Source organism: Streptomyces sp. CC0208 (genome assembly GCF_003443735.1).
Classification (GTDB): domain Bacteria; phylum Actinomycetota; class Actinomycetes; order Streptomycetales; family Streptomycetaceae; genus Streptomyces; species Streptomyces sviceus.
Genome location: NZ_CP031969.1, coordinates 5,572,098 through 5,594,073, shown reverse-complemented (window position 1 = coordinate 5,594,073; position 21,976 = coordinate 5,572,098). Strand labels below are relative to the sequence as shown.

The following is a 21,976-nucleotide window of genomic DNA, read 5'->3' as shown; positions in this document are numbered from 1 at the left end:
CGCACAACCTCACAAACCGGAAGGGGTCGCCCATGACGCGGGACAACACACCTCAGCCGTCGGACCTCGGGCCACTCGAACCCGGCACCGCACAGCGCGCCCAGTTGTCCATCCGCATCGCCGACATCGCGTGGACCGCGCTGAGTGTCGTCGCCGCCCTGTGGGTGATTCTGGCCACCATCGACGCCGTACGCGGCACCGGCTCGTGGGCGTACAGCGTGGTGGCCCTCGCCCTGCTCACGATCGGTCTGACCATGCGGATCCTCGGCATCCGGCGCCGGGGGCGGACCCGGCTCTGAGCGGGACACCTCGGGGCGCTCACCGCCGACGCCCCGCAGGACGCCGACGGTGAGCGTCTGAAGCCGTCCGCCTCACACCTGGACGAGTGGCTCCCGTGTGAACAGCGCCCCCATCGCCGGAGCGTTCACCCGGCGGCCGGTCAGCCGCAGGGCCTCCCAGACGGTGACCTGGTTCGCGGTGAGGACCGGCTTGCCGAGTTCCTTCTCCAGGGCCGGGATGTGGCCGGCCGTGTGGAGGGCCGTGTCCGGGAGGAGCACGGCCTCGGCGTCCGGTGAGTCGGCCTCCCGGGCCAGCGCGAAGACCTCCTCCTCGCCCCAGGTGCCCACCTCCGCGGCGGTGATGATCCCGGCGCCGCGGACCTGGCCGACCTCGACCCCGCCCGCCCGCAGGAACTCGGCGAACAGCCCCGCCACGTCGTCCGGGTAGGTCGCCCCGACCGCCACCCGTCCGGCCCCGATCTCCTGGGCCGCGTACACGAACGCGAAGGAGGTCGAGGAGGCGGGCATGCCGGCCGTCCGGGCCAGGGTGCGGACCTGCTCCTGGGCGCCTTCCCAGCCGTGCACGAAGCTGCCGCTGGTGCAGGCCCAGACGACGGACTCGGCGCCCGACATGCGCAGTTCCTCGACGCCGGCGGCGAGCCGCTCGGGCGATCCCATCTCAAGGAGGGCGTCCACGCGGTGGGCGTCCGTGCCGATGTCGGTGTGGACGACGTCCAGACGGATGTCGCTGCCCAGGAGCTGTTCGATGCGTGGGTACTCGTCCTCGGCGGAGTGTCCCGGGTAGAGGAATCCGAGTGCGGTCATGTCCAGCCTTCCTGCTGCTGTTCTTCGTCCGGCAGGCCCCGGACTTCCGGCAGACCCGGAATCTCCGGGCGCAGGCCCGGTAGGTCCGGGCGCACGGGACCGGTCCTCGCCGCCGGGTCGATCAGCGCCTGGTACGGTCCCACGGCTCGGGTACCCAGTCGGCGCAACGCCGCCCACATCGTCACCTGGTTGGCCGAGATCACCGGTATCCGCAGTTCCGCCTCCAGTTGCGGGATGACGTCGTACGTCGGCAGGTTGGTGCAGCTGATGAACAGCGCCTGGGCGTCGGCCCGTACGGCCTTGTGGGCCATCTCGGAGACCTGCCGGTAGGGCACCTTCCAGATGTGCCGGGTCAGGTCCATGTAGGCGCAGCCCGTGACGGTGACGCCGGCCTCGGCGACGTACTCCTCCAGCGCCCTGGTCACCGACACCGTGTACGGCGTCACCAGCGCCACCCGGCGCACGCCGAGTTCGACGAGGGCGTCCAGGAGGGCACCGGACGTGGTCAGGGACGGGACCGCGCCCGCCCTGGTCATGGCCGCGCACATGGCGCGCTCCCCGGCGACCCCGCCGACGAAGCTGCCGGAGGTGCAGGCGTAGGCGACGACCTCGGGGGCGATGGCGTTGAGCGTGCGCACCGCCTCGTGCAGGGTCTCGTGCTCGCTGACCAGCCGGGCCAGGTCGAGGCTGACCTCGACGGGGACATACGGGGTACGGGTCAGATGGAGCGAGATCTCGTCGGGGACCCAGCGCCACAGCTCGCGATCCAGCGCGAAGTCGAAGGGTGCGACGACACCGACACCGCGCTGAGGGCGCGGACCACCTAGAAACGAAACGTCCATGGCGAAGACCGGCCTCACGGTGAGAGACGGAGGGACAGCGGAACGTGCGCAACGCCCGTGTTGACGAAGGTAGGTTCGGGTGCGAGCGTGGTCAATCCGCCCATGTCACGCTCACGTCACCCCGGGGTTGCCGCCGGTGTTCCCGCCCACGTCAGACGTCCGGCAAGCCCCGCGATAATCCGTAGAAACGGTGCCTCGATGTCCGTCCCCGTCCTTCTGGTCCTTGACGCAGACCCCCCGCCGCGCCTCGGGAGCCTCACCGGCCGGGCCCGGATCCTGCACACGGACGAGGCCGGGCTCGCCGCGCGGCTGCCGGTCGCCGACGTGCTGCTGGTCTGGGACTTCACCTCGACCGCGGTGCGGGACGCGTGGCCGGGCGAGGGCCCGCGACCGCTCTGGGTGCACACGGCGAGCGCGGGCGTGGACCACCTGATGTGCCCCGAGCTCGCTGCTTCCGACACGAGGGTGACCAACGCGCGCGGGGTCTTCGACCAGCCGATCGCCGAGTACGTGGCCGCGCTGGTCCTGACGATGGCCAAGGACCTGCCCCGGACCCTGGAGCTTCAACGCGAGGGCGTGTGGCGGCACCGGGAGTCCCAGCGGGTGGCCGGCACACGCGCTTGCGTGGTCGGGTCAGGGCCCATCGGCCGGGCGATCGCGAGCACGCTCAAGGCGCTCGGGATCGTCACCGCCCTGGTCGGGCGCCGCTCGCGCACCGGGATCCACGGCCCCGACGACCTCGACCGGCTGATGGCCCGCGCCGACTGGGTGATCGCGGCCGCTCCGCTCACCGCGGAGACGCACGGCATGTTCGATGCCCGCCGCTTCGGGATGATGCAGCCCTCCGCCCGCTTCATCAACATCGGCCGGGGTCAGCTGGTCGTCGAGGAGGCGCTGGTGGAGGCGGTGTCCAAGCGGTGGATCGCCGGGGCCGCGCTCGACGTCTTCGACACCGAACCCCTGCCGCCCGAGAGCCCGTTGTGGCGGGTCCCGGGTCTGATCGTGTCCCCGCACATGAGCGGTGACACGATCGGCTGGCGCGATGAACTCGGCAAGCAGTTCGTGGAGTTGTACGACCGCTGGGAAGCGGGCAGATCACTGCCGAACGTGGTCGACAAGAAGCGCGGGTACGTACCAGGGCACTGAACGTCGAACGAGGGGCAGCAGATGCAGGACCTCACCGGACTGACCGCCGTACAACTCGTCGAGGGTTACCGCAAGGGCGAGTTCAGCCCCGTGGAGGCGACCCGGGCGGCCCTGGAGCGGGCCGAGCGGATCCAGCCGGAGGTGAACGCGTTCGTACGGCTGACCGGTGAGGAAGCCCTCGCGCAGGCGCGCGCGTCGGCCGACCGCTGGCGGCGCGGGGAGCCGTGCGGCGCGGTGGACGGCGTCCCGGTCACGGTGAAGGACATCCTGTTGACGCGCGGCGCCCCGACCCTGAAGGGCTCCAAAACGATCTCGGAGAGCGGCAGTTGGGACGAGGACGCGCCCTCCGTCGCCCGGCTGCGCGAGCAGGGCGCCGTGTTCCTCGGCAAGACGACCACTCCGGAGTTCGGCTGGAAGGGCGTCACGGACTCCCCGCTGTCGGGCGTGACCCGCAATCCCTACGACCCGACGCGCACCGCGGGCGGCTCCAGCGGGGGTGCCGCGGCTGCCGTGGCGCTCGGCGCGGGGCCGCTCGCGCTCGGCACGGACGGCGGGGGCAGTGTCCGGATCCCGGCCGCGTTCTGCGGGATCTTCGCCCTGAAGCCGACGTACGGGCGGGTGCCGCTCTACCCGGCGAGCGCCTTCGGCACCCTCGCCCACGTCGGCCCGATGACCCGGGACGCGGCCGACGCGGCGCTGCTGCTCGACGTCATCGGCGTGCCGGACTCCCGCGACTGGTCGGCGCTGGGCCCGGCGGCCGGTCCGTACTCGGCGACCCTGTCGGGCGGGGTGCGCGGGCTGCGGATCGCCTACTCACCGTCCCTCGGCGGCCAGGTGGCCGTACAGCCGGGGGTAGCGGCCGCGGTCCGCCGTGCCGTGGAGCGGCTGGCCGGACTCGGCGCGTACGTCACCGAGGCCGACCCCGACTTCACCGATCCCGTGGACGCCTTCCACACCCTGTGGTTCAGCGGGGCGGCCCGGGTGACCCAGCATCTCGGGCCGCACCAGCGGGAGGTGCTGGACCCGGGGCTCCGGGAGATCTGCGCCCTCGGGACCCGCATGAGCGCGCTCGACTACCTGGCCGCGGTGGACGTCCGCATGGACCTCGGGCGCCGGATGGGCCGCTTCCACGACTCGTACGACCTGCTGGTCACCCCGGCCCTGCCGATCACCGCGTTCGAGGCGGGCATGGAGGTCCCGAAGGGCTCGGGGCAGCACCGCTGGACGGGGTGGACGCCGTTCACGTACCCCTTCAACATGACGCAGCAGCCGGCGGCGAGCGTGCCCGTCGGCACGGACGGCGACGGGCTGCCGGTGGGCCTCCAGATCGTGGCGGCCCGGCACCGGGACGACCTGGTGCTGCGGGCGGCCCACGCCCTGTACGAGGCGGAGGCAGCGGGCATCCGGCCGCCCGTCGCGGCCCACGCGGAGTGAGGGCTAGGCCCGGCTGAAACGGAGGCTCTCGCCGAGGGCGCCCGAGCGCCAGAGGTCGTTGCAGCCCTCGGCCAGGGCGTCAAGACCCTCCACCACCTGGCCCCAGACGATGCCCGGCACCCAGCCGACGTCGGCGTTCAGGAGCAGGTTGTTGCGCTCGTAGAACAGGGCCAGGTCGACCACCGTCGTGCCCGCGCGGACCTCGCGGTCGTAGCCGTAGGACTTCGTGCCGAGTTCCGTGCCCGCGAAGGAGAAATAGCAGAGATCTCCGGGAATCGGGGTAACTGTCGGATTTTCCAGGGGTGGCTCTGTTTCCGCGAAAGGCGGGAAAAGGGCGTAGATCTCATTGCGTGCGTACTTCGCGTGATAGACGTCACCGGCGAGCGGAAGCGCGTCCCATACGGCCGCGCAGGTGATCGGCGCCCGGTCGTCGAGGAGCTTTGCCGTCGCCGTGATCCCGCGCTTGACCAGCGAGACTTCGATGTATCGGTCAGCCATGCACTCCATGGTCCCCCGCCGGTCAAGAGGGCCTCGGCAAAAAACAGGGCTCAAATCGATCCGCATAAGTCGCATCCGGTCGGGTAGCCGCGCCGCCATGGCTCCACCACTGGAACACGGCGAACACATATCCGGGACCACCCGCCGGTCGCTGCTCGCGGGGGTGGCGGCGCTCGGCGCACTGGGCGCGGCCGGCTGCTCCCGCGTGGCCACCGCCTCCACCACCGGAGGCGGTGAACTGCTCGACCGGCTCAGAGCGGCAGGCGTCGTACGGCTGGGAATCGCAGGTGAGATCCCCTTCGGGTACATCGACAAGAACGGCGACCTGACCGGCGAGGCACCCGAACTCGCGAAGGTCATATTCAAGCGGCTCGGCGTGGACCGGGTGCAGCCCGTGCCCACCGAGTTCGGCTCGCTCATTCCCGGGCTGAATTCACAGCAGTTCGATGTCGTTGCGGCCGGGATGTATGTCACCCCGGAACGCTGCGAACAGGTGATCTTCGCCGATCCCGACTACCAGATGCTCGATTCCTTCATCGTGCGCAAGGGAAATCCCAAAGGTCTTCACAACTACAAGGACGTCGTCGCGAAGAAGGCGAAGTTCGCCACCGGCACCGGCTATGCGGAGATCGGGTACGCCGTCGAGGCGGGATACAAGGAGAGCGACATCCTGATCGTTCCCGACCAGGTCGCGGGGCTGAACGCGGTGGAGGCGGGGCGCGTCGACGTGTTCGCCGGGACCGCGCTCACCACCCGTGAGGTGGTGAAGAAATCGGCCAAGGCGGAGGCGACGAAGGCCTTCACCCCGACCGTGGACGGCAAGCCGCACATCGACGGCGGTGCCTTCGCGTTCCGCCGCACCGAGACGAACCTGCGGGACGCCTTCAACGTGGAGCTGAGGAAGCTGAAGAAGAGCGGGGAACTGCTCCGGATCCTCAAGCCCTTCGGGTTCACGCGGGCCGAGATGACGGACCTGACCGCGAAGGAGCTCTGCGGCGGATGACCTCCGGACTCTGGGAACTGGTGTTCAAGGGCATCTGGACCACGGTCCAGCTGCTGTTCTTCAGCGCGATCCTCGCCGCCGCCGTGTCCTTCGTGGTCGGCGTCGCGCGCACCCACCGGCTGTGGATCGTCCGCTTCCTCGCGGGCTTCTACACCGAGGTGTTCCGCGGGACCTCCGCGCTGGTGATGATCTTCTGGGTGTTCTTCGTGCTGCCCCCGGCCTTCGGCTGGCAACTGGTCCCGATGTGGGCGGGCACGCTCGCGCTCGGACTGACCTACGGGGCGTACGGCTCCGAGATCGTGCGCGGTGCGCTGGGGGCGGTCGACCCGGCCCAGCAGGAGGGCGGGATCGCGCTGAGCTTCACGCCCTGGCAGCGGATGCGGCTGATCCTGCTGCCGCAGGCGGTGCCGGAGATGATCCCGCCCTTCTCAAACCTGCTGATCGAGCTGCTCAAGGGCACCGCGCTGGTGTCCGTGATGGGCATGGGCGACCTGGCGTTCAGCGGCAACCTGGTGCGGCTAGCCCTCCAGGAGAGCGCCGGGATCTACACGTATCTGCTGCTCATCTACTTCGTGATCGCCTTCCTGCTCACGCGGTTGATGCGAGGCCTGGAGAAGAAGCTGAAGGCGGGGGTCGGCAAGGCGCCCACCCGTGAGGTGAAGGTGCCCGAGCCGGTCGGAGGTGGTGTCTGATGGAGTGGGACTGGAGTGCCGTAGGCGACTTCATGCCGCAGTTCTGGGACGGTCTGCTGGTCACCCTGCAGGCTCTCGCGCTCGGCTCGCTGATCTCGTTCGTGCTGGGCCTGGTGTGGGCGCTGCTGATGCGCGCGCCCTCGCGGTTCGTGCGCTGGCCGGTCGGGGTGGTCACGGAGTTCGTGCGCAACACCCCGCTGCTGGTCCAGCTGTTCTTCCTCTTCTACGTGCTGCCCGAGTGGGGCGTGACCCTCTCGGCGCTGGCCACCGGTGTCATCGGGATCGGCCTGCACTACTCGACGTACACGATGCAGGTCTACCGGGCCGGTATCGAGGCGGTGCCCGCCGGCCAGTGGGAGGCGGCGACGGCGCTGAACCTCCCGCGGGTGCGCACCTGGCAGGTGGTGATCCTGCCGCAGGCGATCCGCCGGGTCGTGCCGGCCCTCGGCAACTACGTGATCTCGATGCTCAAGGACATCCCGATGCTGATGGTCATCACGGTCCTGGAGATGCTCGGCCAGGCGCGGCTGTTCGCCCAGGAGCACTTCCAGTTCACCGAGCCGCTGACCGTGATCGGCGTGGCCTTCATCGTCATCTCCTATCTGGCCTCCCTTCTTCTGCGATCCCTGGAGCGACGTCTTGTCCGCTGACACTCCCCTCATGAAAGAACCCGACGCGAACACCAACCCGCCGGTGGACGGCAGTGAGCTGATCCGCTTCGAGGACGTGACCAAGCGCTTCGGGTCGAACACGGTCCTGGACCGGCTGAACTTCTCCGTCGACTCCGGCAAGCACGTGACGCTGATCGGCCCCTCCGGGTCCGGCAAGACCACGATCCTGCGCATGCTGATGACGCTGACCAAGCCCGACGAGGGGACGGTCACGGTGGACGGGGAGAAGCTGTTCCCGGCGCCGGAGAAGCAGCTGCGCGAGGTCCGCAAGAAGATCGGGATGGTCTTCCAGCAGTTCAACCTGTTCCCGAACATGTCGGTCCTCAGGAACATCACCGAGGCGCCCGTCACCGTGCTCGGCATGTCCAAGGACGAGGCGGAGGCACGCGCGCGTGAGCTGCTCGACCTGGTGGGGCTCGCCGACAAGGCCGGGGCCCGGCCGACCCAGCTGTCCGGCGGGCAGCAGCAGCGGGTGGCGATCGCCCGGGCACTGGCCATGCGGCCCCGGGTGCTGCTGCTCGACGAGGTGACCTCCGCGCTCGACCCGGAACTGGTCGCCGGCGTCCTCGACGTACTGCGGGACATCGCCCGCACCACCGACATCACGATGCTCTGCGTGACCCATGAGATGAACTTCGCCCGGGACATCTCCGACCAGGTCCTGATGTTCGACTCGGGCCGGATCATCGAGTCGGGACCGCCGGAGAAGATCTTCAGCGACCCCGCACAGGACCGGACCCGGGAATTTCTGAGCGCGGTTCTCTGACCGCGAGAAGTGAACAGGGTTCAACCTTCGAGGTCCCGGACCCGGGTCATGCCTTTGGCATATGCCAGCGTGTCAGCGCCCCTGTTGAGAGGCACGGCCCGGGGACGGAATCTCGTCAACAGCCGCTCACTACAAGCCTTTTGCCGGTTATCGTGGAGGGGATCGCTGTCTGGATTACGGCCCAGTAGTAGTGCGACCGAGCGAGCGCAGGGGGAACACCGTGGCGCTGAAGCACGAGCCGACCGCGCCGTACCACTCGGCCCAGGACGCACTGCGCGTCCTGGAGACCGTGGCACGGCACACCGCCGGAATCACCGACGCCGAACTCGCCCGCACCACCGGCCTCGACCCGGAGCGACTGACCACGCTCCTGAGGATGCTGCGCCGCGAGGGGTACGTCGAGCAGGTCGCCGACGGCGCGTATGTGACGGGCGAGGCCCTGACCAGGCTCAGCTCCACCCACGAACGCGACCAGGCCCTGCGCGACCAGCTTCAGCGCACCCTCGACGAACTGCGCGACTCGATCGGCGCGGCCGTCTACATCAGCCGGTACGTCGACGGCGAGGTCACCATCGCCCAGTACGCCGACGGCCCCGCGACCCCGGCGGTCAACGAGTGGGTGGACTTCCGCTCCTCCGCGCACGCCACCGCGCTCGGCAAGAGCCTGCTCAGCCAGCTCGACCACAACGGCCGCCGGGACCATCTCTCCCGGCACCGCATGACCCGCCTCACCTCGCGGACCATCACCAACGACAAGCTGCTGCTCTCCCGCCTGGAGGCCCAGCCGCCGACGGTCCCCCACCTCGACCTCCAGGAGTACGCGGTGGGCACGGTGTGCGCGGCGGTGCCGATCACCGCGGGGTCGCTGGTGGGATGCCTCGCGCTGTCCCTGCCGGTCGACCAGGCCCACCGCCTGCGCCAGGCCACGGACCGCCTTAACAGGGGGGCGGCTCCGGTACTGCTGTCCCTGGCGATCTAGGAGCGGGGCAGGAAGGCCGCCCGTCGTCCGCGGGCCGTGGGGGCTGGTCGCCCCCGCGCCCCTGGGTGGGTCGACTCGAGCGTGGTCAGAAGCACCCTCTGAGACCGGGTAGTATTTTCTCTGTCGCCAGCCGCCGAAGGCGGAGGGCGAGAGTCATGCGCCGCTAGCTCAGTTGGTTAGAGCAGCTGACTCTTAATCAGCGGGTCCGGGGTTCGAGTCCCTGGCGGCGCACCGGTGAAGGGCCTCTCGTGGGAGCGAGAGGCCCTTCGGCGTTCCCCCCGAGTGCCAAGACGGCGGCTGGGGGTCTGGGGGTTACCCCCCAGAAGACACAGCATCAGCGGGTCCGGGGTTCGAGTCCCTGGCGGCGCACCGGTGAAGGGCCTCTCGTGGGAGCGAGAGGCCCTTCGGCGTTCCCCCGAGAGCCGAGACGGCGGCTGGGGGTCTGGGGGTTACCCCCCAGAAGACACAGCATCAGCGGGTCCGGGGTTCGAGTCCCTGGCGGCGCACCGGTGAAGGGCCTCTCGTGGGAGCGAGAGGCCCTTCGGCGTTCCCCCGAGAGCCGAGACGGCGGCTGGGGGTCTGGGGGTTACCCCCCAGAAGACACAGCATCAGCGGGTCCGGGGTTCGAGTCCCTGGCGGCGCACCGGTGAAGGGCCTTTCGTGGGAGCGAAGGGCCCTTCGGCGTTTTCCAGGCGTCGGTACGTCCGTGTCCCCGGCGGCCGCCACCACACCGGGTCCGTGCAGCGCAGGCCCTCCTTCCTGAGCAGCGCTCGGTTGATCTTGTTCGTTGCCGTGACCGGCATCCGGTCCACCACCCGCACGAAACTGGGCGCCATCTTCGTGCCGAGGTCGGGCTGGGCGGCGAGGAAGTCGGCGAAGGTCTCCGGGTCGAAGGTTCCCGCGATCGTCGCCATCACCTGGTCCCCGGTCACCGGATCGGGCACCGCGTAGACGGCGACGGCCACCGCCCCCTCGTAGCGCGCGAGGATGTTCTCGATCATCGCGGCGGCCAGGTTCTCACTGTCGACGCGGAGCCGGTCGTCGGTGCGCCCCGCGAAGTAGAGGTACCCCTCCGCGTCCCGGTAGAAGAGGTCTCCGGTCCAGTACCACCCTCCCCGGCGGCGCTCGGCCTCCGCCTCGGGGTTGCGCCAGTACCCCTCGAAGGGGTTCGGGGCCCTGTTCACCAGCTCCCCTATCGCCGAGTCCCCGTTCAGCAGCCTCCCGGCCGCGTCGAACCGTGCCGGCGGACACTCCTGCCCCGTCTCCTGATCGAGTACGACGAGCCCGCGCCCCGCCCGTCCGACCGCGCCCCGCGGAGTCCCCGGCGCCCACTGGATCGCCGCGCCGCCCTCGGAGGACCCGTACCCCTCCACCAGCCGCACCCCGAACCGCCGCTCGAAGGCCGCCGCGTCCACCGCCCCCGCCTCCGTGCCGAAGCCGAGCCGCAGCGGGTTGTCCCGGTCGTCCTCGCGCTCCTCGGTGGCCAGGACGTACTGGATCGCCCGGCCGACATAGGTGAAGTACGTCGCCCCGTACGCGCGCACGTCCGCCAGGAACCCCGAGGCCGAGAACCGCCGCCTGAGCGCGATGCCCGCCCCGGTCGCCAGCGCGGGCGCCCAGTCGGCGATCACCGCGTTGCCGTGGAACATCGGCATGCAGATGTAGTGCATCCCGTCCGGGCCGAGCCGGAACTGTTCGGCCAGCGAGCGCCCGGCGGCGGCGAGGCGACCCTGGGAGCACAGCGCGGCCTTGGGGGCGCCGGTCGAGCCGGAGGTGAAGTAGAGCAGCAGCCGGTCGGCGGGAGCGGCGCGGGAGGCGTCCGGTTCGGCGCCGGCGTAGGGCGCCAGCAGGGTGTCGTACTCCTCGGTGCCGGTCACCAGCAGGCGGACACCGGGGAGGTCGAGGCCGCGCAGCAAGGGGAGTTGGGACGGTTCGGTGACCAGCAGGCGGCACTCGGTGTGCAGGATGTCCCGGGCGAGTTCCGGACCCCGGCGGGTGGGGTTGATGCCGGCCACGGCGGCGCGGGCGAGGGCCGCCGCGCTCAACCACATGGGGTACTCAGGGGTGTTGTCGAGCAGCACGCCGATGTGGGCCCCGGCGCCCGGCAGCAGGTCGGTGAGCAGTGCCGCCCGGACGGCGGCGCTCGCCGCCACGTCGTGGTGGGTGAGCACCCGCCCCTCGAACCACAGTCCGGGCCGGTGGTCGCCCCACCGCCCTGCGACGAGCTCCGCGACCGTACGCCTCCTGGAGTTCATGGGGGCGTACGGTAGTTGACGGTTCGTCAGATGTGGAGGGGTCTAGGACATCGCGGTGAGGGCGATCATGAAGACCGCGCAGACGAGCACGACCACGCCGGCCATGGCGATCACCGCGCAGGCGGCGCACCCGTGTCCGCCACGGCCGGGACGGGCCGTCGCCACGACGTCCGGGCCGTCGGCGTAGTGGACGGTGACGATATCGCCCTCGAGCGTCGTCCCCGGACCGCCCTCCTCCTCGAACCGGACGGCCCGGCCGTCCCGGGCCCTGAACTCGTATACATGACGCAGGCTCGTGCGCACCCGGCTGTCGCCGCCGCCGTGCGCCACGGCGTACACCCGCAGGCACCGCCCCTCGGCGGTCAGCCCGCTCCGCCAGGCGCTGCGTATCCGGAGCCAGCGCCGCACCATGAGGTACGCGCCGAACAGGGCCACGGCCATGAGCTGGACGGGAATGAGGTAGAAGAAGACGTCCATGACAGATCCCCCGAGGTCAGGCACCGATCACGTGATCGCGTGATCGTGTGGGGGAACCTACCCCGGGGGACGTCTGGACTGTCTCAAGCGATGCTCAGAACGTGACGTCCGAGCAGGCGTAGAACGCGTTCGTCGTGTCGGCGATCGTCCACACCGCGACGATCACATGCCGTCCGCTGAGCCCGGACGGCAGGGTGCCGCTGTGCGAGAGGGTGGAAGGGGGTCGCTGGCCGTTGTAGGGGACGGTCAGGAACGGGGTGAGGTTGAGGTCGGAGCGGGCCAGGTTGTGGTTCTGGTTCCAGCCCGCCTTGGTGACGTAGTACTTGAAGTCGGTCGTGGCGTGCATGGCGGTGAACTGCCAGCGGAAGGTGTAGCTCTGGCCGCCCGTCACCTTGGTCGCAGGCCAGGCCGTGCCCGACGGGGTCCTGGGCGCGCTGAGCTGGCTGAAGCGGCTCACGCCGCCGTTGCATATCTGGCCGTCGGCGGGTCCGCCGGCCGGGAAGCCCTTGGGGCCCTCGACGCTCTGCGGCTCCCACTGGATGTCGCCGCAGTTCGTCACGGTGCCGTTCTGGCAGAGCTTCTGCCTGCTGATGGGGAGGTCGGTGTAGCCGTGGCCGCTGGCGCCGCCGGAGGAGAGCACGAGGGCTCCGGTGGTGGCGAGGCCCACCACGGCGGCGTACCACTTGGTCTTTGTGCGCATGCTGCCGCTCCTGGAGAACGTGGGGGAGGTTCAGTGAGCTTGCAGGTCTAGACCAAGTCCCAGATTATTACTGAGCGTTGACCATGTCCATACCAACTACGCCCCTTGTTCTCCGCGGCCCGCGCAGAACGCCACCGTCAAGTCCTTGACCAGCGCCTTGCGTTCGTAGTCGTCCAGTTCCACCAGGCCCCGCATGGTCAGCCGGGTCACCGTGTCCTCGACCGAGTCCACGACCGAGGTCAGCATGGTGGACCGGTGCTGGGCGTCCAGCGCGGCGATCCGGCGCCGGTGCATCGCGGCGGCGACCTCGGGGGCGTACTCGACGCGCAGCGGCTGGACCGAGAACACCTCGACACCGACGGGCGCGGTCTCCGCGGCCACCAGCCGGGTCAGCGCCTCCCCCGCCGCGTCGGCCGAACCGCGGCCCGAGCCCGGCGCCTCCACCGGGACCCGGGCGAGCGCGGCCTCGACGCACTCGCGCAGGTACGTCTCGTGATCGTCGACGCCGAGCGTGGCCCGCGCGGTGTCGCGCACCCGCCACACCACGAGGACCACGACCCGGAGCGCGACCCCGCTCGGGTCGGCGGCCGGCATCGGCTCGCCGCGCCAGTGCCGCAGCCGTACGTCGACCCGGCGGCGCAGCAGCAGCGGGTTGACCCACATCAGGCCGGTGCGCCGGACGGTCCCCCGGTAGCGGCCGAACAGTCCGAGCACCCAGGCCCGCCCGGTCCGGCCGCGGGCCAGTCCGCCGAAGCCGAACAGACCGAGGGCACCGGCTCCGGCGTACGCCGCCCACTGCGCCGGGCCGAGGCCCGCGCCCGCGAACGCCGGGACCCTGAACGCCTCCAGTGCGAGCCGCGGCAGCACGCCGGCCCACCACGAGGTGACCGCGCACCCGGCCACCCCGCAGGTGCCGGCGAGGACGCCCACCGAGCCGGGCAGCACCCGCGCGGGACGCTCGGCCAGTTCGGGGTCGACGACGGGGGCGGGGCGCGGGGTGACTTGGTCGGGCCTGCGCAGGCGGGGCTGTTCTCCGGTGCCCTGCCGGCGGGCCACCACCGCGGGCTTCAGCGGTACCGACACCGGGTCCGGGTCGTCACGGAAGAGCAGATGGACCGGGATCTCGGTGGTCGCCTCGTTTTGGATGAGCCGGGCCGGGCGGGCGTGCCCCTCGGACTCCGGTGTGGGTGAAGTGGTCGTAGTCATGCGTGTCTCCAGCCTCCGCGCCAGATGTCACCACAGGTGGTTACGAGAAGAGCCGCCGCCAGGTCTCGGGCCCCGGGTAGCCGTCCGCCGCGCCGCCCCGCCAGCCCTGGGCTCGCTGGAACGCCTCGACGCCCCGCCGGTCCGGCTCGCCCCAACGCGGACCCGGCCCGGTCGTGTAGTACTTGCCGAACCCTTTCTTCACCAGCTGTCTGCCGAGCTGGGTGACGTACTCATTGGTCGCGCCGGGCCGGAACATCGCGCGCCCGGGGTAGCCGGGAACGCCGTGCGAGGAGTGCGCCGAGGGCCCCGCCGTCCCGGTCCGACCGCCTGCCGCCTCGACGCCCTTCTCGATGTCCTTGCCCTTGCCGGTCACCAGCAGCGTCCAGGTCCGCGCCCCGGGCAGCCCGTCCGCGTCCTCACCCCGCCAGCCCTGCGCCTGCTGGAACACCTGGGTGGCCCTGCGGTCCGCGTCCGTCCAGCGGGGGCCGGGGCCGGAGGTGTAGTAGCGCCCGGCGCCGCGCTCCACGAGCATGCGGCCGAGCTGGGTGACGTACTTGTTGTTGGCCCCGGGACCGAAGTAGGCGGCACCCGGGTAGGGCGTCACGTCCGGGGCCGCCGGCTTGGCGTTGTCCGGCCCGGACGCGGCCGGCTCCCCGCCCGTCGCCGCGCCCGCGAGCCCCTTGTACCGGTAGGCGACGTACCGGTCCGAGTTGCTCCAGTAGGCGTACGGGGTCGCCTGCCCGCGGGCGTGCGGGCGGGTCTCCTCGTAGGCGAGGTAGTAGGTGCGTGTGTAGTCCGTCCAGCCGCCGAAGATGACGACGTGCGAGCCCTGCTCGGGGTTGGCCGGGTTGTGGAAGAGCAGGATGTCGCCGGGCTGGAGGTCGTCCTTGGCGATCCTGATCCCGTACTGGCCCAGGCTGCCGGTCCACTCGTTGCCGGGCAGGTTCCAGGCCATGGACACGAAGCCCGAGCAGTCCTGGCGGTAGCCGTCGTCCCAGTAGGCGGACATGCTGTACGGCACCTTCGCGGCGACCCACTGCTTGGCCCGCCGGATGATGTCGGCACGGGTGGTGGTCGGCGCCTTGACGGCCCCCGGTCTGCCGCCGGGGCCGTGCAGGGGGGCCTTGTGGCCCTGGGGGGTGTCGGGCTCGTCCACCGCGGGAACGCCCGGGCGGGCCGGGACGTGGGAGGCGGCGAAGGCCGGGGCCGTGTGGACCGCGCCGAAGGCGGTGGAGGCGGCGGCGGCGAGGATCACGGCCCGGGTGGCGGCGGGGTGACCGCCGGTCGACCGGGGCAGCACGCGCCGCCAGTGGACGCATCCGGGGCAGTCGCAGTCGCTCGCGGGATCGATTTCCTCGAATACCGGAGTCTCCATGCGACGCCCCTCACACTCCAGATAGAAATGTCCGCAACTGTGCACATTCGTCAGTTTCTCAACTGTCGCCCCGACGCGCATGCTGACGGTCCGAATGATGTACGTCGATCCGGAGCACCCTCCCCGATCGGGTAGAGTTGCCCAGGTCAGCAGGCGCCGCTAGCTCAGTTGGTTAGAGCAGCTGACTCTTAATCAGCGGGTCCGGGGTTCGAGTCCCTGGCGGCGCACGACAATGACAGGCCCTCCGTGAAAGCGGGGGGCCTGTCATGATTTGGACGAGTTGCTTCGGTGCAGCCGGAGGCCGGGGATGCGACGGAAGGTTGCTCGCCCAGGCGGGGCCTTTCCGCATGAAAGGGGGGCGTGAACCGGAGTGGGCCGGCGGTCGTATGGATGTCCGCAACGACTCCACAAGGCCCCACAGGAACCACAATGAACGCGTATGACCGGTAAACACCGCGTTTCGCATCTTGCGATCATGATGAGCACCGTAGAACCCTGGTTTTCAAGATGCTGCGTATACGCGGCACTTGGGGGGCATGGAGCCGGTTGCCGGTGTTGCGGGGAAAGGGGCCCCGCTTCGGAGGATGCCGAGGGGGGCGTCTGCAACCGGAAGGTCGCTTTTGCCTGTCTACCGCTGTGAAGAGTGTGGTGACTGCGGCCCACCACTGATGCGTCTGTGAAGGTCGAGGGGGACCGGAGCAGCCGTAAGGAAACGACAACACGCGGTTCGTTCGCGTGTGGGGGGATGACTCATGACGTCGACGCCGACGGGCGCCCGGCAGAACTTCGACCCGTCCGACACCACTCAGCTCAGGCTGCCTTCGCAGGGGACCGGCACACTGCGCCGGATAAAGAAGACCCTTCCGAAGTACGACTACGAGCACTACAGCAGACTGGCCGGCCCCCTCACCCAGCCCGACCCGGGCCGGCCCTACAAGGTGCAGTACCGCTCGCTGATCTCGCAGGAGCCGCACCGCATCAGGGTCGCCCTGATGCTCGCCGCGGCCCCGCTGCTCTCGCTGGTCCTGCTGGCCTGGCTGCTCCAGCCGGAGCACTGGACCGAGCGCGACTACCCGGCCTTCTCGTGGCTGCCGGCCCTGGACATCGTCATGCTCGTCTCGATCGGTCTGATCGAGTTCTTCCGCTGCATGAACGTCCTGTCCAACGCGCACGCCACCCTGGTCGCCCGTGACCCGATCCCGGTCGTGCCCGAGACCGGCACCAGAGTGGCCTTCCTCACCTCCTTCGTGCCCGGCAAGGAGCCGCTGGAGATGGTGACGAAGACTCTGGAAGCCGCGGTCAGGATCCGCCACCGCGGCCTCCTGCACGTCTGGCTCCTGGACGAGGGCGACGACCCGGCGGTCAAGGAGGTGTGCGCCCGGCTCGGCGTGCACCACTTCTCCCGCAAGGGCATCGAGAAGTGGAACCAGCCCAAGGGACCGCACCGCGCCAAGACCAAGCACGGCAACTACAACGCCTGGCTGGACGCGCACGGCGACCAGTACGACTTCTTCGCCTCCGTGGACACCGACCACGTGCCGCTGCCCAACTACCTGGAGCGGATGCTCGGCTTCTTCCGCGACCCGGACATCGGCTTCGTGATCGGCCCGCAGGTCTACGGCAACTACGACAACTTCGTCACCAAGGCCGCCGAGTCCCAGCAGTTCCTCTTCCACGCGCTGATCCAGCGCGCCGGCAACAAGTACGGCGCCCCGATGTTCGTGGGCACCTCCAACGCCGTACGGATCAAGGCGCTGAAGCAGATCGGCGGCCTGTACGACTCGATCACCGAGGACATGGCCACCGGCTTCGAGATCCACCGCCACAAGAACCCGGCCACGGGGAGGAAATGGCGCTCGGTCTACACGCCGGACGTCCTCGCCGTCGGTGAGGGCCCCAGCGCCTGGACCGACTTCTTCACCCAGCAGATGCGCTGGTCGCGAGGGACGTACGAGACGATCCTCAAGCAGTACTGGAAGGGCTGGTACTCGCTGCCGCCGGGCAAGCTCTTCAACTACACGATGATGATCATCTTCTACCCGATGTCCGCCCTCAACTGGATCCTCGCGGCCCTGAGCTGCACGCTGTTCCTGGGCCTGGGCGCCTCGGGTGTGAACATCGACCCCACCGTGTGGCTGATGCTCTACGGCAACGCCTCCGCGCTCCAGATCGGCCTGTACATCTGGAACCGCCGCCACAACGTCTCCCCGCACGAGCCCGAGGGCTCCGGCGGTGTCGCGGGCATGGTGATGTCGGCGCTGTCCGCCCCGCTGTACGCGAAGGCGCTGGTCGACTCGCTGCTGCGGCGCAAGAGCAAGTTCGTGGTCACGCCCAAGGGCGACTCGGCCAGCCCCGACCGGTGGTTCGCGACCTTCCGCTACCACTGGTACTTCATCCTGATCTTCGGCGGCTCGATCGGTGCCGGTATCGCCCTCGGGCACTCGCACCCCGCGATGATCATCTGGGCGACCTTCGCCATGCTGATCACCGCGACACCGATCTTCACCTGGCGGCACATGCTGCGACAGGCGAAGAAGAAGCCTGCCGACGCACCGCCGGAGGCAGTGGTTCCGGCTCAGGTTCCGGCGCAGGCCTCGGCGCGGACGCAGTACCAGCCGCAGCCGCTGCCGGCCGCCCCGCACGCTCCGGCCCAGAAGCCGAGCTGGGTGGACTCGCACACGCACGACGAGGGCACCGACCAGACCATGCAGATCGCCCTCGGTGGACTTGGGGGACGTAAGGAATGAACGACCGTGCAGGCCGCCGCCGCGCCCGTCGGCTCGCGATCGGTACGGCGGTGGTGCTCGCGCTGGCCGGGATGAACGGCCCGTGGCTGTACCGCTTCGGGACGGCGAAATACCACCAGTACCAGATCAACAAACCCGAGTACAAAGCCGAGAACGGCAAGTGGGAGATCGTCGACTTCCCCGAGAAGTACCGGCAGAACACCATCCACGCGGCGCTGCTGCGCACCGGCAAGGTGCTGCTGGTGGCGGGGTCGGGCAACAACCAGGACAACTTCGACGCGAAGAAGTTCGACACCCGGATCTGGGACCCGGTCAAGGGCACCATCAAGAAGGTGCCGACGCCCAAGGACCTGTTCTGCACGGGGCACACCCAGCTCGCGAACGGCAATCTGCTGATCGCCGGTGGCACCAAGCGCTACGAGAAGCTCAAGGGTGACGTGACCAAGGCCGGCGGCCTGATGATCGTCCACAACGAGAACCCGGACCAGCCGATCACCCTGCCGGCGGGCACCAGGTTCACCGGCAAGGAGAACGGCAAGACGTTCGTGTCCAGGGACCCGGTCGTCGTGGAGCGGGCCACGAAGGTCTTCGACAAGAGGACCGGGAAGTTCCTGCGCAATGATCCCGGCCTCGGGCGGATCTACGTCGAGGCGCAGAAGAGCGGCGCCAAGTACGAGACGGGTACCCAGGACAACTACCGGATCCAAGGTCTGACCGGGACTGATGCCCGCAACACCTACGGCATCGCGCAGAAGCTCGCGCTCGACAAGAAGGACTTCCAGGGGATCCGGGACGCCTTCGAGTTCGATCCGGTCGCCGAGAAGTACATCAAGGTCGACCCGATGAAGGAGGCCCGCTGGTATCCGACGCTCACCACCCTGAGCGACGGCAAGGTCCTCAGTGTCTCCGGGCTCGACGACATCGGGCAGCTGGTGCCGGGCAAGAACGAGGTGTTCGACCCGAAGACCAGGAAGTGGACGTACCTCTCGAAGGTCCGTCAGTTCCCGACGTATCCCGCGCTGTTCCTCCTGCAGAACGGCAAGGTCTTCTACTCGGGGTCGAACGCGGGGTACGGGCCGGACAACGTCGGGCGTGAGCCGGGCATCTGGGACGTGGAGAGCAACAAGTTCACGAAGATCCCCGGGCTCAGCGACGCGAACAAGATGGAGACCTCCGGCACCGTGCTGCTGCCGCCGGCGCAGGACGAGAAGTTCATGGTGATCGGGGGCGGCGGGGTCGGCGAGTCCAAGCTCTCCAGCAACCGGACGCGGATCGTGGACATGAAGGCGGACAGCCCGAGGTTCGTGGACGGGCCGACGCTGGAGAAGGGGACGCGGTATCCGCAGGCGTCGATCCTTCCCGACGACACCGTGCTGGTGTCGGGCGGGTCGGAGGACTATCGCGGGCGCGGTGACTCCAACATCCTTCAGGCCCGGCTGTACCACCCGGAAACCAACACGTTCGAGTCGGTGGCCGATCCGCTGGTGGGGCGCAACTACCACTCCGGGTCGCTGCTGCTGCCGGACGGGCGGGTGATGTTCTTCGGGTCGGACTCGCTGTACGGGGACAAGGCGAACACGAAGCCGGGTGTCTTCGAGCAGCGGATCGAGATCTATACCCCGCCGTATCTGTACCGGGATTCCCGGCCTTCGCTGTCCGGGGGGCCGCAGACGATCGCCCGGGGGGCTTCGGGGACGTTCACGTCTCCGCAGGCTTCCGTGATCAAGAAGGTTCGGTTGATCCGGCCCAGCGCGTCGACTCATGTGACGGATGTGGATCAGCGGTCCGTCGAGCTGAAGTTCACGGTGTCCGGGGACAAGGTGAAGGTGACGGTGCCGGGGAACAAGAACCTGGTGCAGTCGGGGTGGTACATGCTGTTCGTCGACGACGATCAGGGGACGCCCAGCAAGGCTCAGTGGGTTCGAGTTCCCTAGCTTCAAGAACGCTCCCGCACCTATGACTTCGGGTGCGGGAGCGTTGTGGCTGGTCGCGCCCACGCGGCGGAGCCGCAAATCGATACAGCCCCGCGCGCCTAGGTGTCCGAACCTCGGGCCAGTTTCAAGGCGTAGGCCGGCCACCACTCGCCCGCCTTCGGGCCGCCCTTGCACTCGCCGTCCGACTCGCCCGGGCGCTTGACCCACAGGTAGGCGTCCACCAGCGGGTCCGCTGTCTTTGTCGTCGGCGTCTCCCCCAGGGCCCTGCCCGGTGGGTTGCACCAGCGTTCGTTCTCGTCGCCGTCCTTGTACGGGCCGTTGCCGTTGCGGCTGGTGTCGATGACGAAGTGTTTGTTGCCGACCTTGGCGGAGAGCTGCTTGCCGTAGGTGATGGAGTCCTTGGTGGAGTAGAAGTTGGAGACGTTCACCGAGAAGCCGTCGGCCTTGGCGATGCCGGCCCACTTCAGGGGTTCGAAGATCTGGTCGGGGTGGCCCCAGCCCGCGTTGCCCGCGTCCAGGTAGACCTTCGTGTTCTTCAGGGACTTGAGCTTCTCGACGGCGCCGGTGAGCAGGTCGTAGCGCTCCTCGTGGAACTCGTCCTTGGTGCAGCCGTCGACCAGGTGCAGGACGGCGTCCGGTTCGAGGATCACCGTCGCCGAGCGGTCGCCGATGCCCGCGGCCACGCCGTCGATCCAGGTCCGGTAGGCGTTGCCGTCGGCGGCGCCGCCCTGGGAGTACTGGCCGCAGTCGCGGTGCGGGATGTTGTAGAGGACCAGGAGGGCCGTACGGCCGGCCCGGTCCGCGGCCTCGGTGAAGCCGCGCGCCTCCTGCTCGGGGTTCTCCGGGCCGATCCACTCGCCGGTCGGCTGCTGGGCGATCTTGCGGATCTGTTCGGCCTCGTCGTCCTTGCCGCTCTTCCGGTACGCCGCGACCTGCTTGGCCGCGTTGCCGTCCGGGTTGACCCAGAACGGGTCGGCTTCCTTGGGCTGCTGGGTGATCCCGGCGCCGGCCTTGTCGCCGTCGCCCTCCTTCTTCGGATCCTCCGGCGACGAACACGCGGCGAGCAGCAGTGCCGCCCCCAGCACCGCCGCGGACGCCCGTGCGCGGGCCGCCCTCCTGGCCCCCCTGCTGACGTACATCCAATTCCCCCCTGGGTGCACTGTGGCAAGTCTCAATCGTGACACATCGGTCGCGCCGCCCACGAGGTCGCCGGAGCCTTGTCCAGGAGCTGTTACAGCCCCGAAGGTCGGGGTGGGTGCGCTTCGTACGGGGCGCTCGTCGATGAAGGGGAGTGCTCAGCGATGCGGTACGCCACCAGGGAGATCCGGCTGGCCTCGGCACTGGTGGAGGCGGCGGACACCCTCGTCGAGGGCTTCGAGGCCACCCGGTACTTACAACGGGTCTCCGACCACTGCGTGGAACTGCTCGACGCGCGGGCGGCCGGGGTGATGCTCATCGACGGCGGCCGGTCGGTGTCGCTGGCCGCGAGCAGCCGGCACGAACAGGTGGCGCTGGACCTGCTGGAGGCGCAGCACGGCGGCGGACCCTGCCTGGACAGCTACGGCTCGGGGCGGCCCGTACCACCGGTTTCCATACGGGTCGCCCATGCGGCCGCCCGCTGGCCCGACTTCACCGAACGGGCCCTGCGGCACGACATCGTGACAACGTTCGCGGTGCCGTTGCGCCGCAGCGAGAACCTGCTGGGCGCTCTCAACGTGTTCGCGCCCACGCTGCCCGGCACCTCCCCGGCCGACGACGTCACCTCCGAGCTCCATGTCGCCCAGGCCCTCGCCGACGCCGCCGCCCTCGGTCTGCAGAACCGTCACACCTACGCCCGGTACCGCACCCTGTCCGGTCAGTTGCAGAAAGCCCTGTCCAGCAGGGTCCGCATCGAGCAGGCCAAGGGGATGCTCGCCGAGCGCTGGAGCGTCCCCGCAGACCAGGCGTTCATGGCGCTACGGCAGTACGCGCGACGCCATCGGCTGCCCCTGGACCAGGTGGCGAGCGCGGTCATCGAAGGCGTCGCGGACGACGCCGAACTGCGCCGGCAGATCGACCGGAGCACGGACGGACCCGCGTAGAACCCCGGACCACCAGGGTGTGTGGCGGAGAGCCACGGCAGGGGACTTGGCGTCCAGCAGCTCCAAC

At 69.6% G+C, this 21,976-nt stretch carries 20 protein-coding genes and 2 tRNA genes; 13 read left to right on the top strand and 9 right to left on the bottom strand.

What is annotated here, in order from left to right; all coding sequences use genetic code 11:
- Window positions 1-32: 32 nt before the first annotated feature.
- Window positions 33-299: a hypothetical protein gene (locus D1369_RS25765; protein ID WP_118082626.1), complete on the top strand. Its 267-nt coding sequence runs from the start codon at window positions 33-35 to the stop codon at window positions 297-299.
- A 72-nt stretch (window positions 300-371) separates the two neighbouring features.
- Here the strand turns inward: D1369_RS25765 and D1369_RS25760 are convergent, their stop codons facing one another.
- Window positions 372-1,103: a hypothetical protein gene (locus D1369_RS25760; protein WP_007382273.1), complete on the bottom strand. Its 732-nt coding sequence runs from the start codon at window positions 1,101-1,103 to the stop codon at window positions 372-374.
- Window positions 1,100-1,945: an aspartate/glutamate racemase family protein gene (locus tag D1369_RS25755; protein WP_037900149.1), complete on the bottom strand. Its 846-nt coding sequence runs from the start codon at window positions 1,943-1,945 to the stop codon at window positions 1,100-1,102. The genes D1369_RS25760 and D1369_RS25755 overlap by 4 nt, the downstream gene beginning before the upstream one ends.
- 198 nt (window positions 1,946-2,143) lie before the next feature.
- Between D1369_RS25755 and D1369_RS25750 the strand changes: the two genes are divergently transcribed.
- Both D1369_RS25750 and D1369_RS25745 read left to right on the top strand, forming a co-directional pair.
- Window positions 2,144-3,091: a D-2-hydroxyacid dehydrogenase gene (locus D1369_RS25750; protein ID WP_007382275.1), complete on the top strand. Its 948-nt coding sequence runs from the start codon at window positions 2,144-2,146 to the stop codon at window positions 3,089-3,091.
- Window positions 3,092-3,112: 21 nt separating this feature from the next.
- Entirely contained in the window at window positions 3,113-4,525 is a 1,413-nt protein-coding gene (locus D1369_RS25745; protein WP_118082625.1) for an amidase, read from the top strand.
- 3 nt (window positions 4,526-4,528) lie between these two features.
- On the opposite strand, the gene D1369_RS25740 is transcribed toward D1369_RS25745, so the two are convergent.
- Window positions 4,529-5,023: a DUF3830 family protein gene (locus D1369_RS25740; RefSeq protein ID WP_007382276.1), complete on the bottom strand. Its 495-nt coding sequence runs from the start codon at window positions 5,021-5,023 to the stop codon at window positions 4,529-4,531.
- Between the two features lie 97 nt (window positions 5,024-5,120).
- On the opposite strand from D1369_RS25740, the gene ehuB reads away from it, so the two are divergent.
- From ehuB to D1369_RS25710, 6 genes are all read left to right on the top strand, one after another.
- Entirely contained in the window at window positions 5,121-6,026 is a 906-nt protein-coding gene (gene ehuB / locus D1369_RS25735) for an ectoine/hydroxyectoine ABC transporter substrate-binding protein EhuB (protein WP_007382277.1), read from the top strand.
- Entirely contained in the window at window positions 6,023-6,718 is a 696-nt protein-coding gene (gene ehuC / locus D1369_RS25730; protein WP_007382278.1) for an ectoine/hydroxyectoine ABC transporter permease subunit EhuC, read from the top strand. The genes ehuB and ehuC overlap by 4 nt, the downstream gene beginning before the upstream one ends.
- A complete protein-coding gene (gene ehuD / locus D1369_RS25725; RefSeq protein ID WP_007382279.1) occupies window positions 6,718-7,368 on the top strand; it encodes an ectoine/hydroxyectoine ABC transporter permease subunit EhuD in 651 nt (216 codons plus the stop codon). The genes ehuC and ehuD overlap by 1 nt, the downstream gene beginning before the upstream one ends.
- Window positions 7,369-7,378: 10 nt before the next feature.
- The gene (ehuA, locus tag D1369_RS25720) at window positions 7,379-8,155 is read left to right on the top strand and encodes an ectoine/hydroxyectoine ABC transporter ATP-binding protein EhuA (RefSeq protein WP_037900152.1); all 777 of its coding nucleotides are present in this window, start codon (window positions 7,379-7,381) and stop codon (window positions 8,153-8,155) included.
- 220 nt (window positions 8,156-8,375) lie between these two features.
- The gene (locus D1369_RS25715; RefSeq protein ID WP_037900158.1) at window positions 8,376-9,134 is read left to right on the top strand and encodes an IclR family transcriptional regulator C-terminal domain-containing protein; all 759 of its coding nucleotides are present in this window, start codon (window positions 8,376-8,378) and stop codon (window positions 9,132-9,134) included.
- 157 nt (window positions 9,135-9,291) lie between these two features.
- A tRNA-Lys gene (locus D1369_RS25710) sits at window positions 9,292-9,365 on the top strand.
- Between the two features lie 377 nt (window positions 9,366-9,742).
- Here D1369_RS25710 and D1369_RS25705 read toward each other — a convergent pair.
- From D1369_RS25705 to D1369_RS25685, 5 genes are all read right to left on the bottom strand, one after another.
- A complete protein-coding gene (locus D1369_RS25705; RefSeq protein ID WP_007382282.1) occupies window positions 9,743-11,389 on the bottom strand; it encodes a long-chain-fatty-acid--CoA ligase in 1,647 nt (548 codons plus the stop codon).
- Window positions 11,390-11,431: 42 nt separating this feature from the next.
- Entirely contained in the window at window positions 11,432-11,866 is a 435-nt protein-coding gene (locus D1369_RS25700) for a DUF3592 domain-containing protein (protein ID WP_037900160.1), read from the bottom strand.
- A 94-nt stretch (window positions 11,867-11,960) separates the two neighbouring features.
- On the bottom strand, window positions 11,961-12,566 hold the full coding sequence (locus D1369_RS25695; RefSeq protein ID WP_007382284.1) for a lytic polysaccharide monooxygenase: 606 nt from the start codon (window positions 12,564-12,566) through the stop codon (window positions 11,961-11,963).
- A 96-nt stretch (window positions 12,567-12,662) separates the two neighbouring features.
- Window positions 12,663-13,772 (bottom strand): SPFH domain-containing protein, encoded by a 1,110-nt coding sequence (locus D1369_RS25690; protein ID WP_118082624.1) that lies wholly within the window; start codon window positions 13,770-13,772, stop codon window positions 12,663-12,665.
- 40 nt (window positions 13,773-13,812) lie between these two features.
- Window positions 13,813-15,147: a peptidoglycan-binding protein gene (locus D1369_RS25685; protein ID WP_007382286.1), complete on the bottom strand. Its 1,335-nt coding sequence runs from the start codon at window positions 15,145-15,147 to the stop codon at window positions 13,813-13,815.
- A 153-nt stretch (window positions 15,148-15,300) separates the two neighbouring features.
- On the opposite strand from D1369_RS25685, the gene D1369_RS25680 reads away from it, so the two are divergent.
- From D1369_RS25680 to D1369_RS25670, 3 genes are all read left to right on the top strand, one after another.
- Window positions 15,301-15,374, top strand: a tRNA-Lys gene (locus tag D1369_RS25680).
- A gap of 525 nt (window positions 15,375-15,899) precedes the next feature.
- Entirely contained in the window at window positions 15,900-17,894 is a 1,995-nt protein-coding gene (locus tag D1369_RS25675; RefSeq protein WP_007382287.1) for a cellulose synthase catalytic subunit, read from the top strand.
- Window positions 17,891-19,828, top strand: coding sequence for a kelch motif-containing protein (locus tag D1369_RS25670; RefSeq protein WP_007382288.1), 1,938 nt, complete (start codon window positions 17,891-17,893; stop codon window positions 19,826-19,828). Before D1369_RS25675 ends, D1369_RS25670 begins: the two co-directional genes overlap by 4 nt.
- Before the next feature lie 98 nt (window positions 19,829-19,926).
- On the opposite strand, the gene D1369_RS25665 is transcribed toward D1369_RS25670, so the two are convergent.
- Complete coding sequence (locus D1369_RS25665; RefSeq protein WP_007382289.1) at window positions 19,927-20,967, bottom strand: glycoside hydrolase family 6 protein; 1,041 nt, start codon at window positions 20,965-20,967, stop codon at window positions 19,927-19,929.
- 162 nt (window positions 20,968-21,129) lie between these two features.
- On the opposite strand from D1369_RS25665, the gene D1369_RS25660 reads away from it, so the two are divergent.
- On the top strand, window positions 21,130-21,909 hold the full coding sequence (locus D1369_RS25660) for a GAF and ANTAR domain-containing protein (protein ID WP_037900163.1): 780 nt from the start codon (window positions 21,130-21,132) through the stop codon (window positions 21,907-21,909).
- Window positions 21,910-21,976: the final 67 nt, after the last annotated feature.